10 protein-coding genes are annotated in these 14,912 nt (G+C 73.0%); 2 read left to right on the forward strand and 8 right to left on the reverse strand.

What is annotated here, in order from left to right; all coding sequences use genetic code 11:
* Nucleotides 1-273 precede the first annotated feature (273 nt).
* The 3 genes from pyk to pta all read right to left on the reverse strand — a co-directional run bounded on the left by pyk (nucleotide 274) and on the right by pta (nucleotide 5,153).
* Complete coding sequence (gene pyk / locus DDQ41_RS20145; RefSeq protein WP_109295733.1) at nucleotides 274-1,707, reverse strand: pyruvate kinase; 1,434 nt, start codon at nucleotides 1,705-1,707, stop codon at nucleotides 274-276.
* A gap of 123 nt (nucleotides 1,708-1,830) precedes the next feature.
* Entirely contained in the window at nucleotides 1,831-3,075 is a 1,245-nt protein-coding gene (locus DDQ41_RS20150; RefSeq protein WP_109295734.1) for an acetate kinase, read from the reverse strand.
* Nucleotides 3,072-5,153: a phosphate acetyltransferase gene (gene pta / locus DDQ41_RS20155; RefSeq protein ID WP_109295735.1), complete on the reverse strand. Its 2,082-nt coding sequence runs from the start codon at nucleotides 5,151-5,153 to the stop codon at nucleotides 3,072-3,074. The genes DDQ41_RS20150 and pta overlap by 4 nt, the downstream gene beginning before the upstream one ends.
* A gap of 317 nt (nucleotides 5,154-5,470) precedes the next feature.
* Here pta and DDQ41_RS20160 point away from each other — a divergent pair, with 317 nt between their 5' ends.
* Nucleotides 5,471-6,496, forward strand: coding sequence for an ATP-dependent 6-phosphofructokinase (locus DDQ41_RS20160; RefSeq protein WP_109295736.1), 1,026 nt, complete (start codon nucleotides 5,471-5,473; stop codon nucleotides 6,494-6,496).
* Between the two features lie 251 nt (nucleotides 6,497-6,747).
* Here DDQ41_RS20160 and DDQ41_RS20165 read toward each other — a convergent pair whose 3' ends face one another.
* The 4 genes from DDQ41_RS20165 to DDQ41_RS20180 all read right to left on the reverse strand — a co-directional run bounded on the left by DDQ41_RS20165 (nucleotide 6,748) and on the right by DDQ41_RS20180 (nucleotide 11,516).
* Nucleotides 6,748-7,608, reverse strand: a complete 861-nt coding sequence (locus DDQ41_RS20165; protein WP_109295737.1) for an HAD family acid phosphatase — start codon at nucleotides 7,606-7,608, stop codon at nucleotides 6,748-6,750.
* Between the two features lie 178 nt (nucleotides 7,609-7,786).
* Nucleotides 7,787-8,395, reverse strand: coding sequence for a helix-turn-helix domain-containing protein (locus tag DDQ41_RS20170; RefSeq protein WP_245991288.1), 609 nt, complete (start codon nucleotides 8,393-8,395; stop codon nucleotides 7,787-7,789).
* 549 nt (nucleotides 8,396-8,944) lie between these two features.
* Nucleotides 8,945-9,634 carry a response regulator gene (locus tag DDQ41_RS20175; protein WP_109295739.1) on the reverse strand — a complete coding sequence of 230 codons (690 nt, stop codon included), beginning with the start codon at nucleotides 9,632-9,634 and terminating at the stop codon, nucleotides 8,945-8,947.
* A gap of 106 nt (nucleotides 9,635-9,740) precedes the next feature.
* Complete coding sequence (locus DDQ41_RS20180) at nucleotides 9,741-11,516, reverse strand: sensor histidine kinase (protein WP_109295740.1); 1,776 nt, start codon at nucleotides 11,514-11,516, stop codon at nucleotides 9,741-9,743.
* A gap of 128 nt (nucleotides 11,517-11,644) precedes the next feature.
* On the opposite strand from DDQ41_RS20180, the gene DDQ41_RS20185 reads away from it, so the two are divergent.
* Entirely contained in the window at nucleotides 11,645-13,018 is a 1,374-nt protein-coding gene (locus DDQ41_RS20185) for a cation:dicarboxylate symporter family transporter (protein WP_109295741.1), read from the forward strand.
* A 333-nt stretch (nucleotides 13,019-13,351) separates the two neighbouring features.
* On the opposite strand, the gene DDQ41_RS20195 is transcribed toward DDQ41_RS20185, so the two are convergent.
* Complete coding sequence (locus DDQ41_RS20195; RefSeq protein WP_109295742.1) at nucleotides 13,352-14,812, reverse strand: glycoside hydrolase family 16 protein; 1,461 nt, start codon at nucleotides 14,810-14,812, stop codon at nucleotides 13,352-13,354.
* Between the last annotated feature and the right edge of the window lie 100 nt (nucleotides 14,813-14,912).

Genomic DNA, 14,912 nt, shown 5'->3' on the forward strand with positions numbered 1-14,912 from the left:
GACGCCCGCGCCCGGAACCGGCTGCGGGCCGCTGCGGGGGCGGGTCTCCGGGGGTGTGGGCTCCGAGCCGCCCCGGTCTCGCGGAGTCCGGTCCCGATCGGCCCGGGCGGACTGCGGGGTCCGCGCACGGCCGTACCGCGGGAGCGGTACGGCCGTGCGGTACCACCTGTCCGCCCGGTGCGGCCCCGCGCGTGCGGACGGCCGTGGACGAAGGAGCGCCGTGCCTCGACGTCCTCGGTACGGCCCCCCGCGCGAGCGGACGGCCGGGCCGGGTCAGGCGGACTTGTGGCCGTCGCCCAGGTGGTGCACCCGGACCATGTTCGTGGTGCCCGGGACGCCGGGAGGGGAGCCCGCGGTGATGATCATGGTGTCGCCCCGGCTGTAGCGCTGGAGCTTCAGCAGGGCGGCGTCCACGAGGTCGACCATCGCGTCCGTGGTCTCCACGAAGGGGGCGATGAAGGGCTCGACGCCCCAACTGAGCGTGAGCTGGTTGCGGGTGGAATCGTCCGTGGTGAAGGCCAGGATCGGCTGTTCCGCGCGATAGCGGGAGAGGCGCCGGGCGGTGTCGCCGGACTTGGTGAAGGCGACGAGGGCCTTGCCGTCGAGGAAGTCGGCGATCTCGGCTGCGGCGCGGGCCACCGAACCGCCCTGGGTGCGCGGCTTCTTGCCCGGGACCAGGGGCTGGAGCCCCTTGGAGAGCAGTTCCTCCTCCGCCGCGGTGACGATCTTGGACATCGTCTTGACGGTCTCGATCGGGTACGCGCCCACCGACGACTCGGCCGAGAGCATGACCGCGTCGGCGCCGTCCAGGATCGCGTTGGCGACGTCGGACGCCTCGGCGCGGGTCGGGCGGGAGTTGGTGATCATCGACTCCATCATCTGGGTCGCGACGATCACCGGCTTGGCGTTGCGCCGGCACAGCTCGATCAGCCGCTTCTGCACCATCGGGACCCGCTCCAGCGGGTACTCGACGGCCAGGTCGCCCCGCGCCACCATCACGCCGTCGAAGGCCATGACGACGTCCGCCATGTTCTCGACGGCCTGCGGCTTCTCCACCTTGGCGATGACGGGGACCCGGCGGCCCTCCTCGTCCATCACCTTGTGGACGTCCTTGACGTCGTCGGCGTCCCGCACGAAGGAGAGCGCGACCAGGTCGCAGCCCATGCGCAGGGCGAATCGGAGGTCCTCGACGTCCTTTTCCGACAGGGCGGGGACGTTCACCGCCGCACCGGGCAGGTTGATGCCCTTGTGGTCGGAGATGACTCCGCCCTCGATGACGACCGTCTTCACCCGCGGTCCCTCGATCTCGACCGCGCGCAGCTCGACGTTGCCGTCGTTGATCAGGATCTGGTCGCCCTTGGAGATGTCGCCGGGCAGCCCCTTGTAGGTCGTGCCGCAGACCGACCTGTCGCCCGGTACGTCCTCGGTGGTGATCGTGAACTCGTCACCGCGGACCAGTTCCACCGGCCCCTCGGCGAAGGTCTCCAGCCGGATCTTCGGGCCCTGGAGGTCGGCGAGCACGCCCACGGCGCGGCCGGTCTCCGCCGCCGCGCGGCGGAGGCGGTCGTACCGCTCCTGGTGCTCTGCCCGGGTCCCGTGGCTCATGTTGAAACGGGCCACGTTCATGCCGGCCTCGATGAGCGCTTTCAGCTGCTCATAGGAGTCGACGGCGGGGCCCAGCGTGCAGACGATTTTGGAACGGCGCATAGGGCGGATCCTATCGGTTTGTTTCTACGCGGAATATTCCGTCTGGTGGAATGTACAAATGGGCGCCGGGCTGCTCAGTCGTTGCCGTCTCGCGCCGCTTTCGCGAACCCTTTCCCAGATCCCTCAGGCTCCTCGATCGACGCCACCGCGGCCCGCGGCGACCAGCGCGAAGGTCTGCCCGGCGATCTCCAGTTCCTCGTCGGTCGGCACCACGGCGACCGCCACCCGCGCGCGGCCGGGCGAGATCAGCCGCGGCACGTCCGACCGTACGGCGTTGAGGTCCGCGTCCACCGCGATCCCCAGCCCCTCCAGGCCGGCGACGGCAGCCTCCCGCACCTGGGCGGAGTTCTCGCCGACCCCTGCCGTGAACACCACCGCGTCCACCCGTCCGAGCACCGCGTAGTACGCGCCGATGTACTTCTTCAGCCGGTGGACGTAGATCTCGAAGGCGAGCCGGGCGGGCTCGTCGCCGTCCTCGATCCGCCGCCGGATCTCCCTCATGTCGTTGTCGCCGCAGAGGCCGACCAGTCCGCTCCTCTTGTTCAGCAGCACGTCGACGTCGTCCACGGACATTCCGGCCACCCGCCTGAGGTGGAACGTGACCGCCGGGTCGACGTCACCGGACCGGGTACCCATGACGAGCCCCTCCAAGGGGGTGAGCCCCATCGACGTGTCCACGCAGCGCCCGCCCCGGACCGCGGACGCCGACGCCCCGTTGCCCAGATGCAGCACGATCACGTTCACCTGCTCCGGGGCCCGGCCCAGAAGCGCGGCGGCCCGGCGCGACACGAACGCGTGCGAGGTGCCGTGGAAGCCGTAGCGCCTGATCCGGTGCGCGTCGGCGGTCTCGACGTCGATCGCGTAGCGCGCCGCGTACTCCGGCATGGTGGTGTGGAACGCGGTGTCGAACACGGCGACCTGGGGCAGGTCGGGGCGGAGCGCCCGGGCCGTGCGGATGCCGGTGAGGTTGGCCGGGTTGTGCAGCGGGGCCAACGGGACCAGGCGCTCGATCTCCCCCAGCACCTCGTCGGTGATCACGGTGGGGGCGGAGAACCGCATCCCGCCGTGCACCACCCGGTGGCCGATCGCCGCCAGCCCGGGGGAGTCCAGGCCCAGCCCGTCGCGCGCCAGCTCCTCGGCGACGGCCTTCAGCGCGGCGGCGTGGTCCGGGACGGGGCCGCCGCGCTCCCGCCTTCCCGCCTCGCCGGCCGGCGGGGTGTGCGACACCCGGGAGGTCTCCTCCCCGATCCGCTCGACGAGCCCGGCGGCCAGCCGGGTGCCGTCCGCCATGTCGAGGAGCCGGTACTTCACCGACGAGGAGCCGGAGTTGAGGACCAGGACGCGGGTGGCGGTGGCGGGACCGGTCATGCGGTGGACTCCTGACCCTGGGACTGGATCGCGGTGATCGCGACCGTGTTGACGATGTCGCTGACGAGCGCGCCGCGCGAGAGGTCGTTGACGGGCTTGCGCAGACCCTGGAGCACCGGCCCCACGGCGACCGCGCCGGCCGAACGCTGCACGGCCTTGTAGGTGTTGTTGCCGGTGTTGAGGTCGGGGAAGACCAGGACGGTGGCGCGGCCCGCGACCTCCGAGTCCGGCAGCTTGGTCGCGGCGACCGAGGGCTCGACCGCGGCGTCGTACTGGATCGGCCCCTCGATCCGGAGTTCCGGGTGGCGCTCGCGCACCAGCTTGGTCGCCTCGCGCACCTTGTCCACGTCCGCGCCGGAGCCGGACGTGCCGGTGGAGTACGACAGCATCGCGATCCTCGGCTCGACACCGAACCGGGAGGCCGTCGCAGCCGACTGCACCGCGATGTCCGCCAGCTGCTCGGCGTCCGGGTCCGGGTTGACCGCGCAGTCGCCGTACACCAGCACCCGGTCGGCCAGGCACATGAAGAACACGGAGGAGACGATCGACGCCCCCGGCCTGGTCTTGATGATCTCGAAGGAGGGGCGGATCGTGGCGGCCGTGGAGTGGGCCGAGCCCGACACCATGCCGTCGGCCAGACCCTCGTGCACCATCAGCGTGCCGAAGTAGTTGACGTCCGAGACCACGTCGTAGGCCAGCTCCACCGTGGCGCCCCTGTGGGCGCGCAGCCGCGCGTACAGCTCGGCGAAGCGCTGCCGCAGCTCCGAGGAGGCGGGGTCGATCAGCTGGACCCCACCGAGGTCGATGCCGAGGTCGGCGGCCTTCTTGCGGATCACGTCGGTGTTCCCGAGCAGCGTCAGATCGCAGACGTCACGCCGCACCAGCACGTCCGCGGCGCGCAGCACCCGCTCCTCGGTGCCCTCCGGCAGCACCACCCGGCGGCGGTCGGCCCGCGCCTGCTCCAGCAGGTCGTGTTCGAACATCATCGGGGTGACCCGTCCCGTGCGGGCGACCTCCAGCCGCGCCAGCAGGCCCGCGGTGTCGACATGGCGCTCGAAGAGGCCGAGTGCCGTCTCGGCCTTGCGCGGGGTGGCCGCGTTCAACTTGCCTTCCAGCGAGAACAGTTCGGCCGCGGTGGGCCACGAACCGCCCGGCACGGAGATGACCGGGGTTCCCGGGGCGAGGCGGGACGCCAGGGTGAGGATCGAGTCCCCCGGGCGTTCGTCGAGGGTCAGCAGCAGACCGGCGATGGGCGGGGTGCCCGCGGAGTGGGCGGCCAGTGCGCCGACCACCAGATCGGCGCGGTCCCCGGGGGTGACCAGCATGCATCCCGGCTTAAGGGCGTTCAGCACGTTCGGCAGCATCGCGCCGCCGAAGACGAAGTCGAGCGCGTCACGGGCCAGCCCGGAGTCGTCCCCGAGCAGCACCGTGGCCCCCAGGGCCTGGCCGACCTGGGCGACCGTGGGCGCGGCCAGCGCCGGCTCGTCGGGGAGGACGTAGCAGGGGACGGGGAGCCGGGCCGAGAGGCGCCCGGCGATCTCGTCGCGGTCCTCGGCCGCCGCCCGGTTCACGATCATCGCGAGGACGTCGCAGCCCAGTACCCCGTAGGCGCGGTGGGCGTTGCGGGCCTCGGCCCGCACGGCCTCGGCCGGCTGGCCCTTGCCGCCGACGACGGCGATCACCGACGCGCCGAACTCGTTGGCCAGCCGGGCGTTGAGGGCCAGCTCGTCGGGGAGCTGGGTGGCGCGGAAGTCGGTCCCGAGCACCAGGACGACCTCGTAGTCGCGGGCCACCTCGTGGAAGCGGTCGACCAGCCGGGACACCAGCTCGTCGGTGCCCTTCTCGGCCTGCAGCGCCGCCGCCTCGTGGTACTCCATGCCGTACGCGGTCGCCGGGTCCTGGGTGAGCCGGTAGCGCACCCGCAGCAGATCGAACAGGCGATCGGGGCCGTCGTGGACCAGGGGCCGGAACACCCCCACGCGGTCCACCTGGCGGGTCAGGAGTTCCATGACTCCCAGGTCCACCACCTGGCGGCCGTCCCCGCGGTCGATCCCGGTCACGTACACGCTGCGCGTCACGCGTGCTCTCCTGTCCTGCTGGGCTGCTGCTGGGTCCTGCCGGGTCCTGCCGGGTCCTGCCGGGTCCTGCTGGGTCCTGCTGGCGTCCTGCCGGAGTCCTCCGGGCCGCGGTCGAGCGCGAGGTGCGGGCTGCGCTCAAGGGCTCAGGAAAACCCGATAGGGTGGCAATATCCCCTTGACAATACCTCTACGGCTGGGTTAGGCGCCCGCCGGGTCGCAGGCCGCCGGGCACCGCCGGACCGGCGTGTACCCGGACCCGCGTGTGAGAATCGAAACGAGGCTCACCGGTCCCACGAGCGAGCAGGAGACACGGCACCATGCGCATCGGAATTCTGACCGCGGGGGGCGACTGTCCCGGCCTCAACGCGGTGATCCGGTCGGTCGTGCACCGTGCGCTGACCGGCTACGAGGACGAAGTCATCGGATTCGAGGACGGGTTCAAGGGCCTGCTCGAAGGCCACTACCGCACCCTGGACCTCAACGCCGTCAGCGGCATCCTCGCCCGCGGCGGCACGGTCCTCGGCTCGGCCCGGCTGGAGCGCTCCCGGCTGTGCGAAGCCGCCGAAACCAGCCTGGAGTTGGCGCGCAAGTACGGACTGGACGCGCTCATCCCGGTGGGCGGCGAGGGCACGCTGACCGCGGCGCGGATGCTGTCGGACGCCGGCATGCCCGTGGTCGGCGTACCCAAGACCATCGACAACGACATCTCCTCCACGGACCGCACCTTCGGCTTCGACACCGCCGTGACCGTGGCCACCGAGGCCATCGACCGACTCAAGACCACCGCGGAGTCCCACCAGCGGGTCATGGTCGTCGAGGTCATGGGGCGGCACGCCGGCTGGATCGCGCTCGAGTCCGGCATGGCCGGCGGCGCACACGGGATCTGCCTGCCCGAGCGGCCCTTCCAGGTCGAGGACCTGGTCAAGATGGTCGAGGAGCGCTTCGCCCGGGGCAAGAAGTTCGCGGTCATCTGCGTCGCGGAGGGCGCGCACCCGGCCGAGGGCTCCATGGAGTACAAGAAGGGCGAGATCGACCAGTACGGGCACGAGCGGTTCACCGGCATCGGCACCCGGCTGGCGGCCGAGTTGGAGCGGCGGATGGGCAAGGAGGCCCGCCCCGTCATCCTGGGCCATGTCCAGCGCGGCGGTACGCCCACCGCCTACGACCGGGTGCTCGCCAACCGCTTCGGATGGCACGCGGTGGAGGCCGTCCACCGCGGCGAGTTCGGGAGGATGACCGCGCTGCGCGGCACCGAGGTGGTCACGGTGCCGCTCGCGGAGGCGGTGACCCGGCTGAAGACCGTGCCGGAGGACCGGGTCCACGAGGCCGAGTCGGTCTTCTGAACCGGCCGTCCGGTCGTACCGGCCTCTCCGCCGTACCTGCCTCTCCGCCGGACGGGCTTCTCCGCCGGACGGGCCCCTTCCCCCGACTGCCCGGACTGTCCCGACTGCCCGGCGGCCCGGACGGGTCCGGGCCGCCGGGTGGATGCGGTGCCCGCCCGTGCGGGGGGTGACGGGGGTGACGGGGGCGACAGGGGCGCGGCCCCCCGGGCCGGCGGACGCTGTCCGCGACTGCCGAGCGGCCGCGGCTCCGGTCAGGACAGCTTGCCGCCGTAGTCGGGCAGCTTGAACGTCCGCTCGGCGTGGCCGCCGGCCAGGTCGCTGGACCGGTTGCCCACATTGGCGATGATCGTGTAGCCCTTGGCCTCGATCTCCTTGCGCTTGCCGGTCTTGTAGGCGCTGACCTCGTCGAACAGGTCCGGCAGGCCGCGCACGTGGAGCCCGTCGACCGGGAAGCCCGCCTTCCTGAGGTTGTACGAGGTCAGCGTCTCGATGATGCCGGGGCGGGCGGTGACGAAGAAGATGTCCACCCCTCGGGAGTCCGCGTAGCGGACGAGGTCCAGCACCTGCCCGACCGCGGGCGTCGGGTACTCCCAGAAGTAGTGGAAGTCCGTCTCCAGCGAGGTGTTGTCGATGTCCAGCACCATCGCCAGCCGCTCGCCGGAGGCTCCGGCCGTGCGCTGCTCGACGTAGGGGCGGGCGTCGGCGAGGGCCGCCGTGACGTCCCGCCGCCAGGTGGCGTAGTCGACGCCCGCCAGTCCGGCGGCGGTGAGGTCGGCCGTCCTCGGGGTGTGGGTGCCTCCCGCGGTCGCGGCCGGGTACGGGGCCGGGGAAGTCGCCGAGGAGGCCGCTGAAGCCGCCGCACTCGCCGATACCGCGGCACTCGCCGGTGTCGCCGGTGTCGCCGGGATCGCGGGGATCGCCGGGATCGCCTGGGTCGCGGGGACCGCCGGGGCCGCTGAAATCCCGGCGGCGGGCGAGGTCCTCGGGGCGGTGGGCGAGGTCCTCGGGGCGGTGCTCGCGGTGCCGGCCGAGGCCGTGGCAGCCATGGTGGCGGTGAGGGTCAGCGCGCCTGCCGCGACCGCGGCGCGGGTGGTCCATCTGCGTACATGCATGGGGGGTTCGCTCCTGGGGGAGGTCCGGTGGACGCCCGTCGGCCGGGGAGCACCGAGGGCCTCGGCATGTTCGCGTTCAACGATGGACGGAACGGAGCGTTCCATCCACCCCCTGGCAACCATGCGATGGCGGAAGGGGATTCGGCCCCGCGGCCGCCCGTACCGCGTGCCGGCCGCGCTATCCGGAGAGGAGCGCCCAGAAGTGTTCCGCGATCCGGTCGAGGAAGTCCCGTCCCGACTTCCCCGAGCCGGCCGAGGCGCCCCAGCTGGAGGTAGCGGCCATCCGCGCATGGTAGTCCGCGTGCAGCCGCTGCAAAGCGTCCTCGAGCCGCCGCCGGGGCAGGGGCAGCATCTTCGCCACCGGGCGTACATACGCCTGCCACCGCGTGGTCGCCGCGCTGCGCAGCAGCTCCGCCAGCTCCTCGCCGCGCCCGGTGGCGGTCAGCAGCTCGCGCGGGGTCAGCGACAGCGTCTCGGCGAGCGCGGCGGTCTGCCGCTCGTTTCCGCGCCATCGGCCGGCGTCCTCCATGCGCCGGTACGTCGACGGGTCCATGCCCACCCGGCGGGCGAGTTCCTCCGGGTCCAGGGCGCGGGCGATCCGGTGCTCGCGCAGGCTCTGGGGCATGCCCAGCAGCTCGCCGGGCGAGCACCACAGCACTCCCGCGAGCGCGGTCAGTTCCCGGGACTCCGGCGCCTGGAGTCCCCGTTCCCAGGCGACCACGGTGTCCGGGGCGACGTGGAGTCCGTACTGGGCCCGGAGCCCGTAGGCGACATGGCCCGGCGCCATCCCCAGGGCCTCGCGCAGTCGGCGGGCGGCAGGAGCGTTGAAAGGCGGGGTGGAGTGCACGCGCACACCGTAGGAGCGGAGTGTCACTGCCGCCTACGGTGCGTTTGCACAAGGCGGGATCTCGTAGGAAGGTCCAGCGGGAGGCCCCGCCCGTCGACCCGCAGGATTCCCGTCGACCGTCCTGACGGCTCCCGCACCCGGCACGCCATCCGCCGCACGCCGCGCCCGCGCCGTGCCCCTGCCGTCCGGCCTCCTCACCGGCCTCCCGCATCCGCCCCTGCCCCTGCCCCTGCCGAGCCCACAGCAGCCGAGCCCGTGCTCCCGCCGCGCGTTACCGCTGCCGCGTGCTCCCGCTGCCGATGCGGTCCGCCGGCGCGCGACGGCCGGACCGCCCGGCGCCGGCTGCGCGGCTGGCTCCGTCGTAGCGGTGCAGCCGTTGCCGGGGATGTCGGTGGCCCTGCCTGCGCTCCGGCCGCACGCCTTCCGCCGCACGCCGCGCCCGCGCCGTGCCCCTGCCGTGCCCCGCCGCCCGCGGGCGGCGGCGTCCGCTCAGCGGCCGGAGCGGATCCAGCGGTACTGCAACTCGGGCCGGCCGACCTGGCCGTACTGCGGGCTGCGCGCCGCCCGGCCCTCGGTGACGAGATGCTCCAGATAGCGGCGCGCGGTGATGCGCGAGATCCCCACCGCGGCACCGGCCCCGGTGGCGGTGAGGCCGCCGTCCGTGTCCCGCAGGGTGCGGGTGACCGCCTCCAGGGTCGGTGCGCTGAGGCCCTTGGGGAGGGCTGCGGGCCGCGGGGCGCGCAGCGTCGCCAGGGCACGGTCCACCTCGTCCTGCCCGGCGGCCTCGCCTGCGGCGGCGCGGAACTCGGCGTACCGGTCGAGGCGGTCGCGCAGTGTGGCGAAGGTGAACGGCTTCAGGACGTACTGGACGACCCCCAGGGACACTCCCTCGCGGACCACGGCCAGATCCCGGGCGGAGGTCACGGCGATCACGTCGGCAGGGTGGCCGGCGGCCCGCAGGGCGCGCAGCAGGTGGAGTCCGTGCCCGTCCGGCAGATAGAGGTCGAGCAGGATCAGTTCCACGGGCGTGCGCTCCAGCGCCCGGTACGCCGCGGCCCGCGAGTGCGCGACCCCGGCCACGGCGAATCCCGCGACGCGCCCCACGTACAGTGCGTGCGCGTCGGCGGCGACGGGGTCGTCCTCGACGACGAGCACCCTGATCGGGGCGGGAGCGGTCATGCCGCCGCCTCCGTCCTGTGTCTCTGGCCGCGTCCCTGGCCGCGTCTCCGGCCGGTTCTGTGGCTGGGACTGATTCTGGTTCTGGAGCGGGGGCAGGGGCGTCCGTTCATAGGGCGGCCTCCGGGGTCCGCAGGGGCAGCCGTACGGTGAACTCGGCACCGCCGCAAGGGCTTCGGGTCGCCTCGACGGTGCCCCCGCCCCGGTGCACGGCCTGCCGCACCAGCGCGAGCCCCAGCCCCCGTCCCGGGCCCCTGGTCGACCAGCCGCGTGCGAACACGGCCTCCGCCTCGCCGGGCCCGAGCCCCGGCCCCGTGTCGCTGACGCGCAGCACCAGCTCGTCCTCGTCGGCGCGGGCGGTGACCTCGACACGCGGGCGCGTGCCCGCGGCACCGGTGTGCGCAGTGTGCCCGGCGGGCGCGGCGGGCCCGGCGGCGTCCCCGGGGCGGCCGGCTGCGGACCGGGACGGTGCGGTCCCGGCTGCGGACCGGGACGGTGCGGCCCCGGCGGGGGACCGTGCGTCGCCGCGAGGCGAGGGTACGGCCGGCGCCCGCGAGGGCCCCGGCGCGGAGGACGCCTCGACCGCGTTGTCGATGAGGTTGCCGAGTACGGTGACCAGGTCCCGGGCCGGCAGCCAGGGCGGGAGGACGCCGTCGTCGATGCGGCTGTCGTCGGTGAGGACCAGTTCGACGCCGCTCTCGCCGGCCTGCGCCGCCTTGCCGAGGAGCAGGGCCGCCAGGACCGGCTCGCCGACCGCCGTCACCACCCGGTCCGTGAGCACCTGGGCCAGCTCGAGTTCGGCGGTCGCGAACTCGACCGCCTCGCCCACCCGGCCCAGTTCGATGAGCGAGACCACGGTGTGCAGCCGGTTGGCCGCCTCGTGGGCCTGGGCGCGCAGCGCCCGGGTGAAGCCGCGCTCGGAGTCCAGCTCGCCGGTCAGCGACTGGAGTTCGGTGTGGTCCCGCAGGGTCACCACCGTGCCGCGCCGCTCGCCGCCGACCACCGGCTGGGTGGAGACGACGAGCACCCGCTCGGCCGTGAGGTGCAGTTCGTCGACCCGGGGCTCGCTCCCGAGCAGAGCCCCCGTCAGCCCGGGCGGCAGACCGAGTCCGCCGGCGTTTCGGCCCACCGCGTCCGGGCCGAGGCCCAGCAACTCCCGCGCCCCGTCGTTGATCAGGGCGATACGCCGCTGGCCGTCGAGCATCAGCAGCCCCTCGCGCACCGCGTGCAGTGTGGCCTCGTGGTAGTCGTGCCTCCGGCTCAGCTCCGCCGCGTTCATGCCGTGAGTGTGCCGCCGCAGCCGGGAGTTGACCACGTACGTCCCGAGGCCGCCGAGCGCCAGTGCCGCGCCCGCCATCCCGAGCAGTGCGCCGACCTGCCTGCCGAGCTGCTCGCTGATCTTGTCGATGGTGATGCCCGCGCTGACCAGCGCGACGGTCCTCCCGGAGCCGTCCCGCACCGGGGCGACCGTCCGCACCGACGGCCCGAGCGTCCCCGTGTAGGTCTCCGAGACCGTGCGCCCCTTCCGTGCCTCGTCGATATGGCCCAGGTAGACATGGCCGATCCGGCCGGGTTCGGGATGGGTCCACCGCCTGCCGTCCGGCGTCATGACCACCACGAAGTCGACCCCCGCGTCCTTCCGCAGCCGCTCGGTGTAGGGCTGGAGCAGCGCCGTCGGGTCGGCGGACCGGACGGCCGCCACCACCGACGGGTGGTCCGCCACCGCGGCGGCCGCGGCCGTCGTCTGCCGGCGTGCGGTCTCCTCCGCCTGCGAGCGGTCCATCGCGTACGAGAAGAGCGCGAAGCCGCCGACGATCGCGGCGACCAGCACCACCTGCATCGCGAAGAGCTGGCCGGCGAGGCTCCGCGGGCGGGGTGTGCGCATGGCCCAAGTCTGCCCGTCCGGTTTCGTGTGAACGAAACGTACGCAACGGTGACCGGGGTCGCAGGGTGCTGCATAGTCACGGGCGTCCGCCGGGACGTGGACGCACATCAGGCCGAGGAGGAATCCCCGTGGCAACCCCAGCAGCCGCAAGGCGGGACCGCACCCACTATCTGTATCTCGCCGTCATCGGCGCCGTCGTGCTCGGCGTCTTCGTGGGCTTCGCCGCCCCGGGCGTGGCCGTCGGACTCAAGCCGATCGGCACGGGGTTCGTGAACCTGATCAAGATGATGATCTCCCCGATCGTCTTCTGCACGATCGTGCTCGGCGTCGGATCGGTCCGCAGGGCCGCGAAGGTCGGTGCCGTCGGCGGGCTGGCCCTCGGGTACTTCCTGGTGATGTCCACGGTCGCGCTGGCCATCGGGCTGGTGGTGGGCAACCTGCTCGACCCGGGCCACGGGCTGCAGTTGACGGACGCGGCGAGGGCGGCGGGCGGCAGGCAGGCCGAGGGCGCGAGCGCGGGCACCGTGGACTTCCTCCTCGGCGTCATCCCGACCACGCTGGTTTCCGCCTTCACCGAGGGCGAGGTGCTCCAGACCCTCCTGGTGGCGCTGCTCGCGGGGTTCGCGCTGCAGGCCATGGGTCCCGCGGGGGAGCCGATCCTGCGTGGTGTTGGACACCTCCAGAAGCTGGTGTTCCGCATCCTCGCGATGATCATGTGGGCGGCTCCGGTGGGCGCCTTCGGCGCGATCGCCGCCGTGGTCGGCGAGACCGGCGTCGACGCCCTGAAGTCGCTCGCGGTCATCATGATCGGCTTCTATGCCACCTGTGCGCTGTTCGTCGTCCTCGTCCTCGGTGCGCTGCTGCGGGTCGTCGCCGGGGTGAACCTCTTCTCGCTGCTGCGCTACCTCGGCCGTGAGTTCCTGCTGATCCTCTCCACCTCCTCGTCCGAGTCCGCGCTGCCGCGCCTCATCGCGAAGATGGAGCACCTGGGCGTCTCGAAGCCCGTCGTCGGCATCACCGTCCCGACCGGCTACTCCTTCAACCTGGACGGCACCGCGATCTATCTCACGATGGGCTCGCTGTTCGTCGCCGAGGCGATGGGCACCCCGCTCTCGGTCGGCGAGCAGATCTCGCTGCTGATCTTCATGATCATCGCCTCGAAGGGTGCCGCCGGTGTCACCGGCGCCGGCCTCGCGACCCTCGCGGGCGGCCTCCAGTCGCACAAGCCCGCGCTGGTCGACGGCGTGGGCCTGATCGTCGGTATCGACCGCTTCATGAGCGAGGCGCGCGCCCTCACCAACTTCGCCGGCAACGCCGTCGCCACGGTCCTGGTCGGCACCTGGACGAAGGAGATCGACAAGGAGCGCGCAGCCGAGGTGCTCGCCGGCCGCCTCCCCTTCGACGAGGAGGCCTTCGTCGACGACCACGCCCCGGCCGCGCCCTCCGGCGGGCTGCCGGAGCGGCGGGACGGGGAACGCAGGGAGCCGGCCGTCACGGTCTGAGGCGGCTGCCGTGTGTGCGGGTCCGGGTGGTCTGCGCCCGGGCCCGCGCCTCAGTCCCGGGCCCGCGCTCTTGTCCGGGCCCGTGTCCGCGTCCGTGTCCGTGCCCGCTCCCGGGCCGTGCTCCTGCTCGGTCCCGAGGACATCGACACGGCGGCGCGGAAGCCGGTCGACTTCCGCGCCGCCCCCGGTGTCTGACTCCCCGGGGCGCTCGGAGGTGCCGCCGGGGCGGGGACCCGGCGGCATCCGCCGTGCAGCGCGGCTGCCGAGGCACCGTGCCGGACCGCCCCGGGGCCCCGTGGACCACTCGCCGGGGATCGGCCCGGACCCGTCCGGTCAGCCGAAGGGGATGCGAACGAAGGACTGGTTGCCGGCGCCCAGGGTGCTGGCGCCGCTGCCGATGGCGTTCCACACCTCGATCCGCACCCGGCCGTTCCTCAGGTCTCCGTGCGTGCCGGTGGCGGACCGCAGGCCGCGCGTCTGGGTGTAGTGCTCGTAGCCCGGGACGGGATCGGTGGCGAAGTAGTGGTACGTCTCGGTGCGGTCCCACGTCCCGTCGCCGGTGCGGTCGTAACTCACCCGTATCTGCTGCCCGTTGGCGACGGTCGTACCGGCGTCCACAAGGAGATCGAACTGCGTCGTACCGCCGTTGTACGCGCGGGTGATCGGCCCGGAGGCGAACACCTGCGGGTTGTGCGGGGTGCCGTCGTGGTTCGCGCCGCCCGCCGAGGCGAGCCGGACGGAGGTACCCGAACCGGCCGCGTCCCCGGCGGCGCCGTCGCCGCGCAGGTACAACTGCGCGGAGCCGGACGGCGGCGGGTCGGTGGGCGGCGGGGTCGTGCCGCCGTCGCGGGTCCACACGGCGACGTAGTCGACGAGCATCGGGTGGCCGGGGACGGTCGCGGCGGTCGGGGTCCTCCCCGCCAGGGCGTCCGGGAAGGCGCCGCCGACGGCGACGTTGAGGAGGATGAAGTAGCCCGCGTGCTCGGTCATGTCGGCCCAGGTGCCGGCGTCCATCCGGCTCTGGTCGACGGTGTGGTAGAGCCGGCCGTCGACGTACCAGCGCAGGGCGTTGGGGGTGGTGGAGCGGTCCCACTCGAAGCGGTAGGTGTGGTAGGCCGACTGGCAGCTCGCGCCGGGGCAGGCGCGGCTGGCGCCGAGGCCGCTGGTCTCGTTGCACGGCCCGCCGGGGTTCACCCCGCAGTGCAGCACGCCCCAGACCGAGTTGAGGCCGTTGACGTTCTCCATGATGTCGAACTCGCCGATACCGGGCCAGTTCCAGTAGTTGCCCCGGTAGGGTGCGCCGAGCGCCCAGAACGCGGGCCAGTAGCCGAGTGCCGCGTCGCCGGTGACATCGGGCATCCGGATCCGGCCCTCGATGCGCAGGGTGCCGCCCGCCGGTGCCTTGAAGTCGGCGCGCCGGGTCTCGATCCGTGCGGAGGTCCAGTTGCCGGCGCCGTCGCGCAGCGGGGTGATGCGCAGGTTGCCGCTGCCGTCGAGGCTGACGTTGTCCGGGCTGTTCGTGTAGTTCTGGATCTCTCCGGTGCCCCAGTTGGCGGGGCCGCCCGGGTAGCCGTGACCGGTGTCGATCTGCCAGTCGGCGGAGGACGGCAGGGAGCGGTCGGGGCCGGTGAAGTCGTCGCTCCACCGCAGGTTCCAGCCGGGTGCGGGGGGTACGGCACCGCTGGCCGGGCTCGCGGGGCCGAGGGCCAGGAGCCCGGTGAGGGCGACGGCGAGGGCCGTGAACGCGGTGACGAGCGGGGTGCGGGAGATTCTTGTGACGCGGCTCGTGGTCAAGGATGACCTCCGGGAGGGGGTGGTACCGGAAGTGGATGAGAGCGCTCTCAGGTTTTGTAGATGGACGCAGGGTCGGCGTCAATGCCTTGCGTGCGTTGAC

Source organism: Streptomyces spongiicola, assembly GCF_003122365.1.
In the GTDB taxonomy this organism is placed as follows: Bacteria; Actinomycetota; Actinomycetes; order Streptomycetales; family Streptomycetaceae; genus Streptomyces; species Streptomyces spongiicola.

Excerpts from the sequence above, each read along its gene's own strand:
- DDQ41_RS20150 (WP_109295734.1), bottom strand. The coding sequence starts at position 3,075 with ATGACCGGTCCCGCCACCGCCACCCGCGTCCTGGTCCTCAACTCCGGC.
- DDQ41_RS20175 (WP_109295739.1), bottom strand. The coding sequence starts at position 9,634 with ATGACCGCTCCCGCCCCGATCAGGGTGCTCGTCGTCGAGGACGACCCC.
- pyk (WP_109295733.1), bottom strand. The coding sequence starts at position 1,707 with ATGCGCCGTTCCAAAATCGTCTGCACGCTGGGCCCCGCCGTCGACTCC.
- DDQ41_RS20170 (WP_245991288.1), bottom strand. The coding sequence starts at position 8,395 with ATGGCGCCGGGCCATGTCGCCTACGGGCTCCGGGCCCAGTACGGACTC.
- DDQ41_RS20160 (WP_109295736.1), top strand. The coding sequence starts at position 5,471 with ATGCGCATCGGAATTCTGACCGCGGGGGGCGACTGTCCCGGCCTCAAC.
- DDQ41_RS20165 (WP_109295737.1), bottom strand. The coding sequence starts at position 7,608 with ATGCATGTACGCAGATGGACCACCCGCGCCGCGGTCGCGGCAGGCGCG.
- DDQ41_RS20180 (WP_109295740.1), bottom strand. The coding sequence starts at position 11,516 with ATGCGCACACCCCGCCCGCGGAGCCTCGCCGGCCAGCTCTTCGCGATG.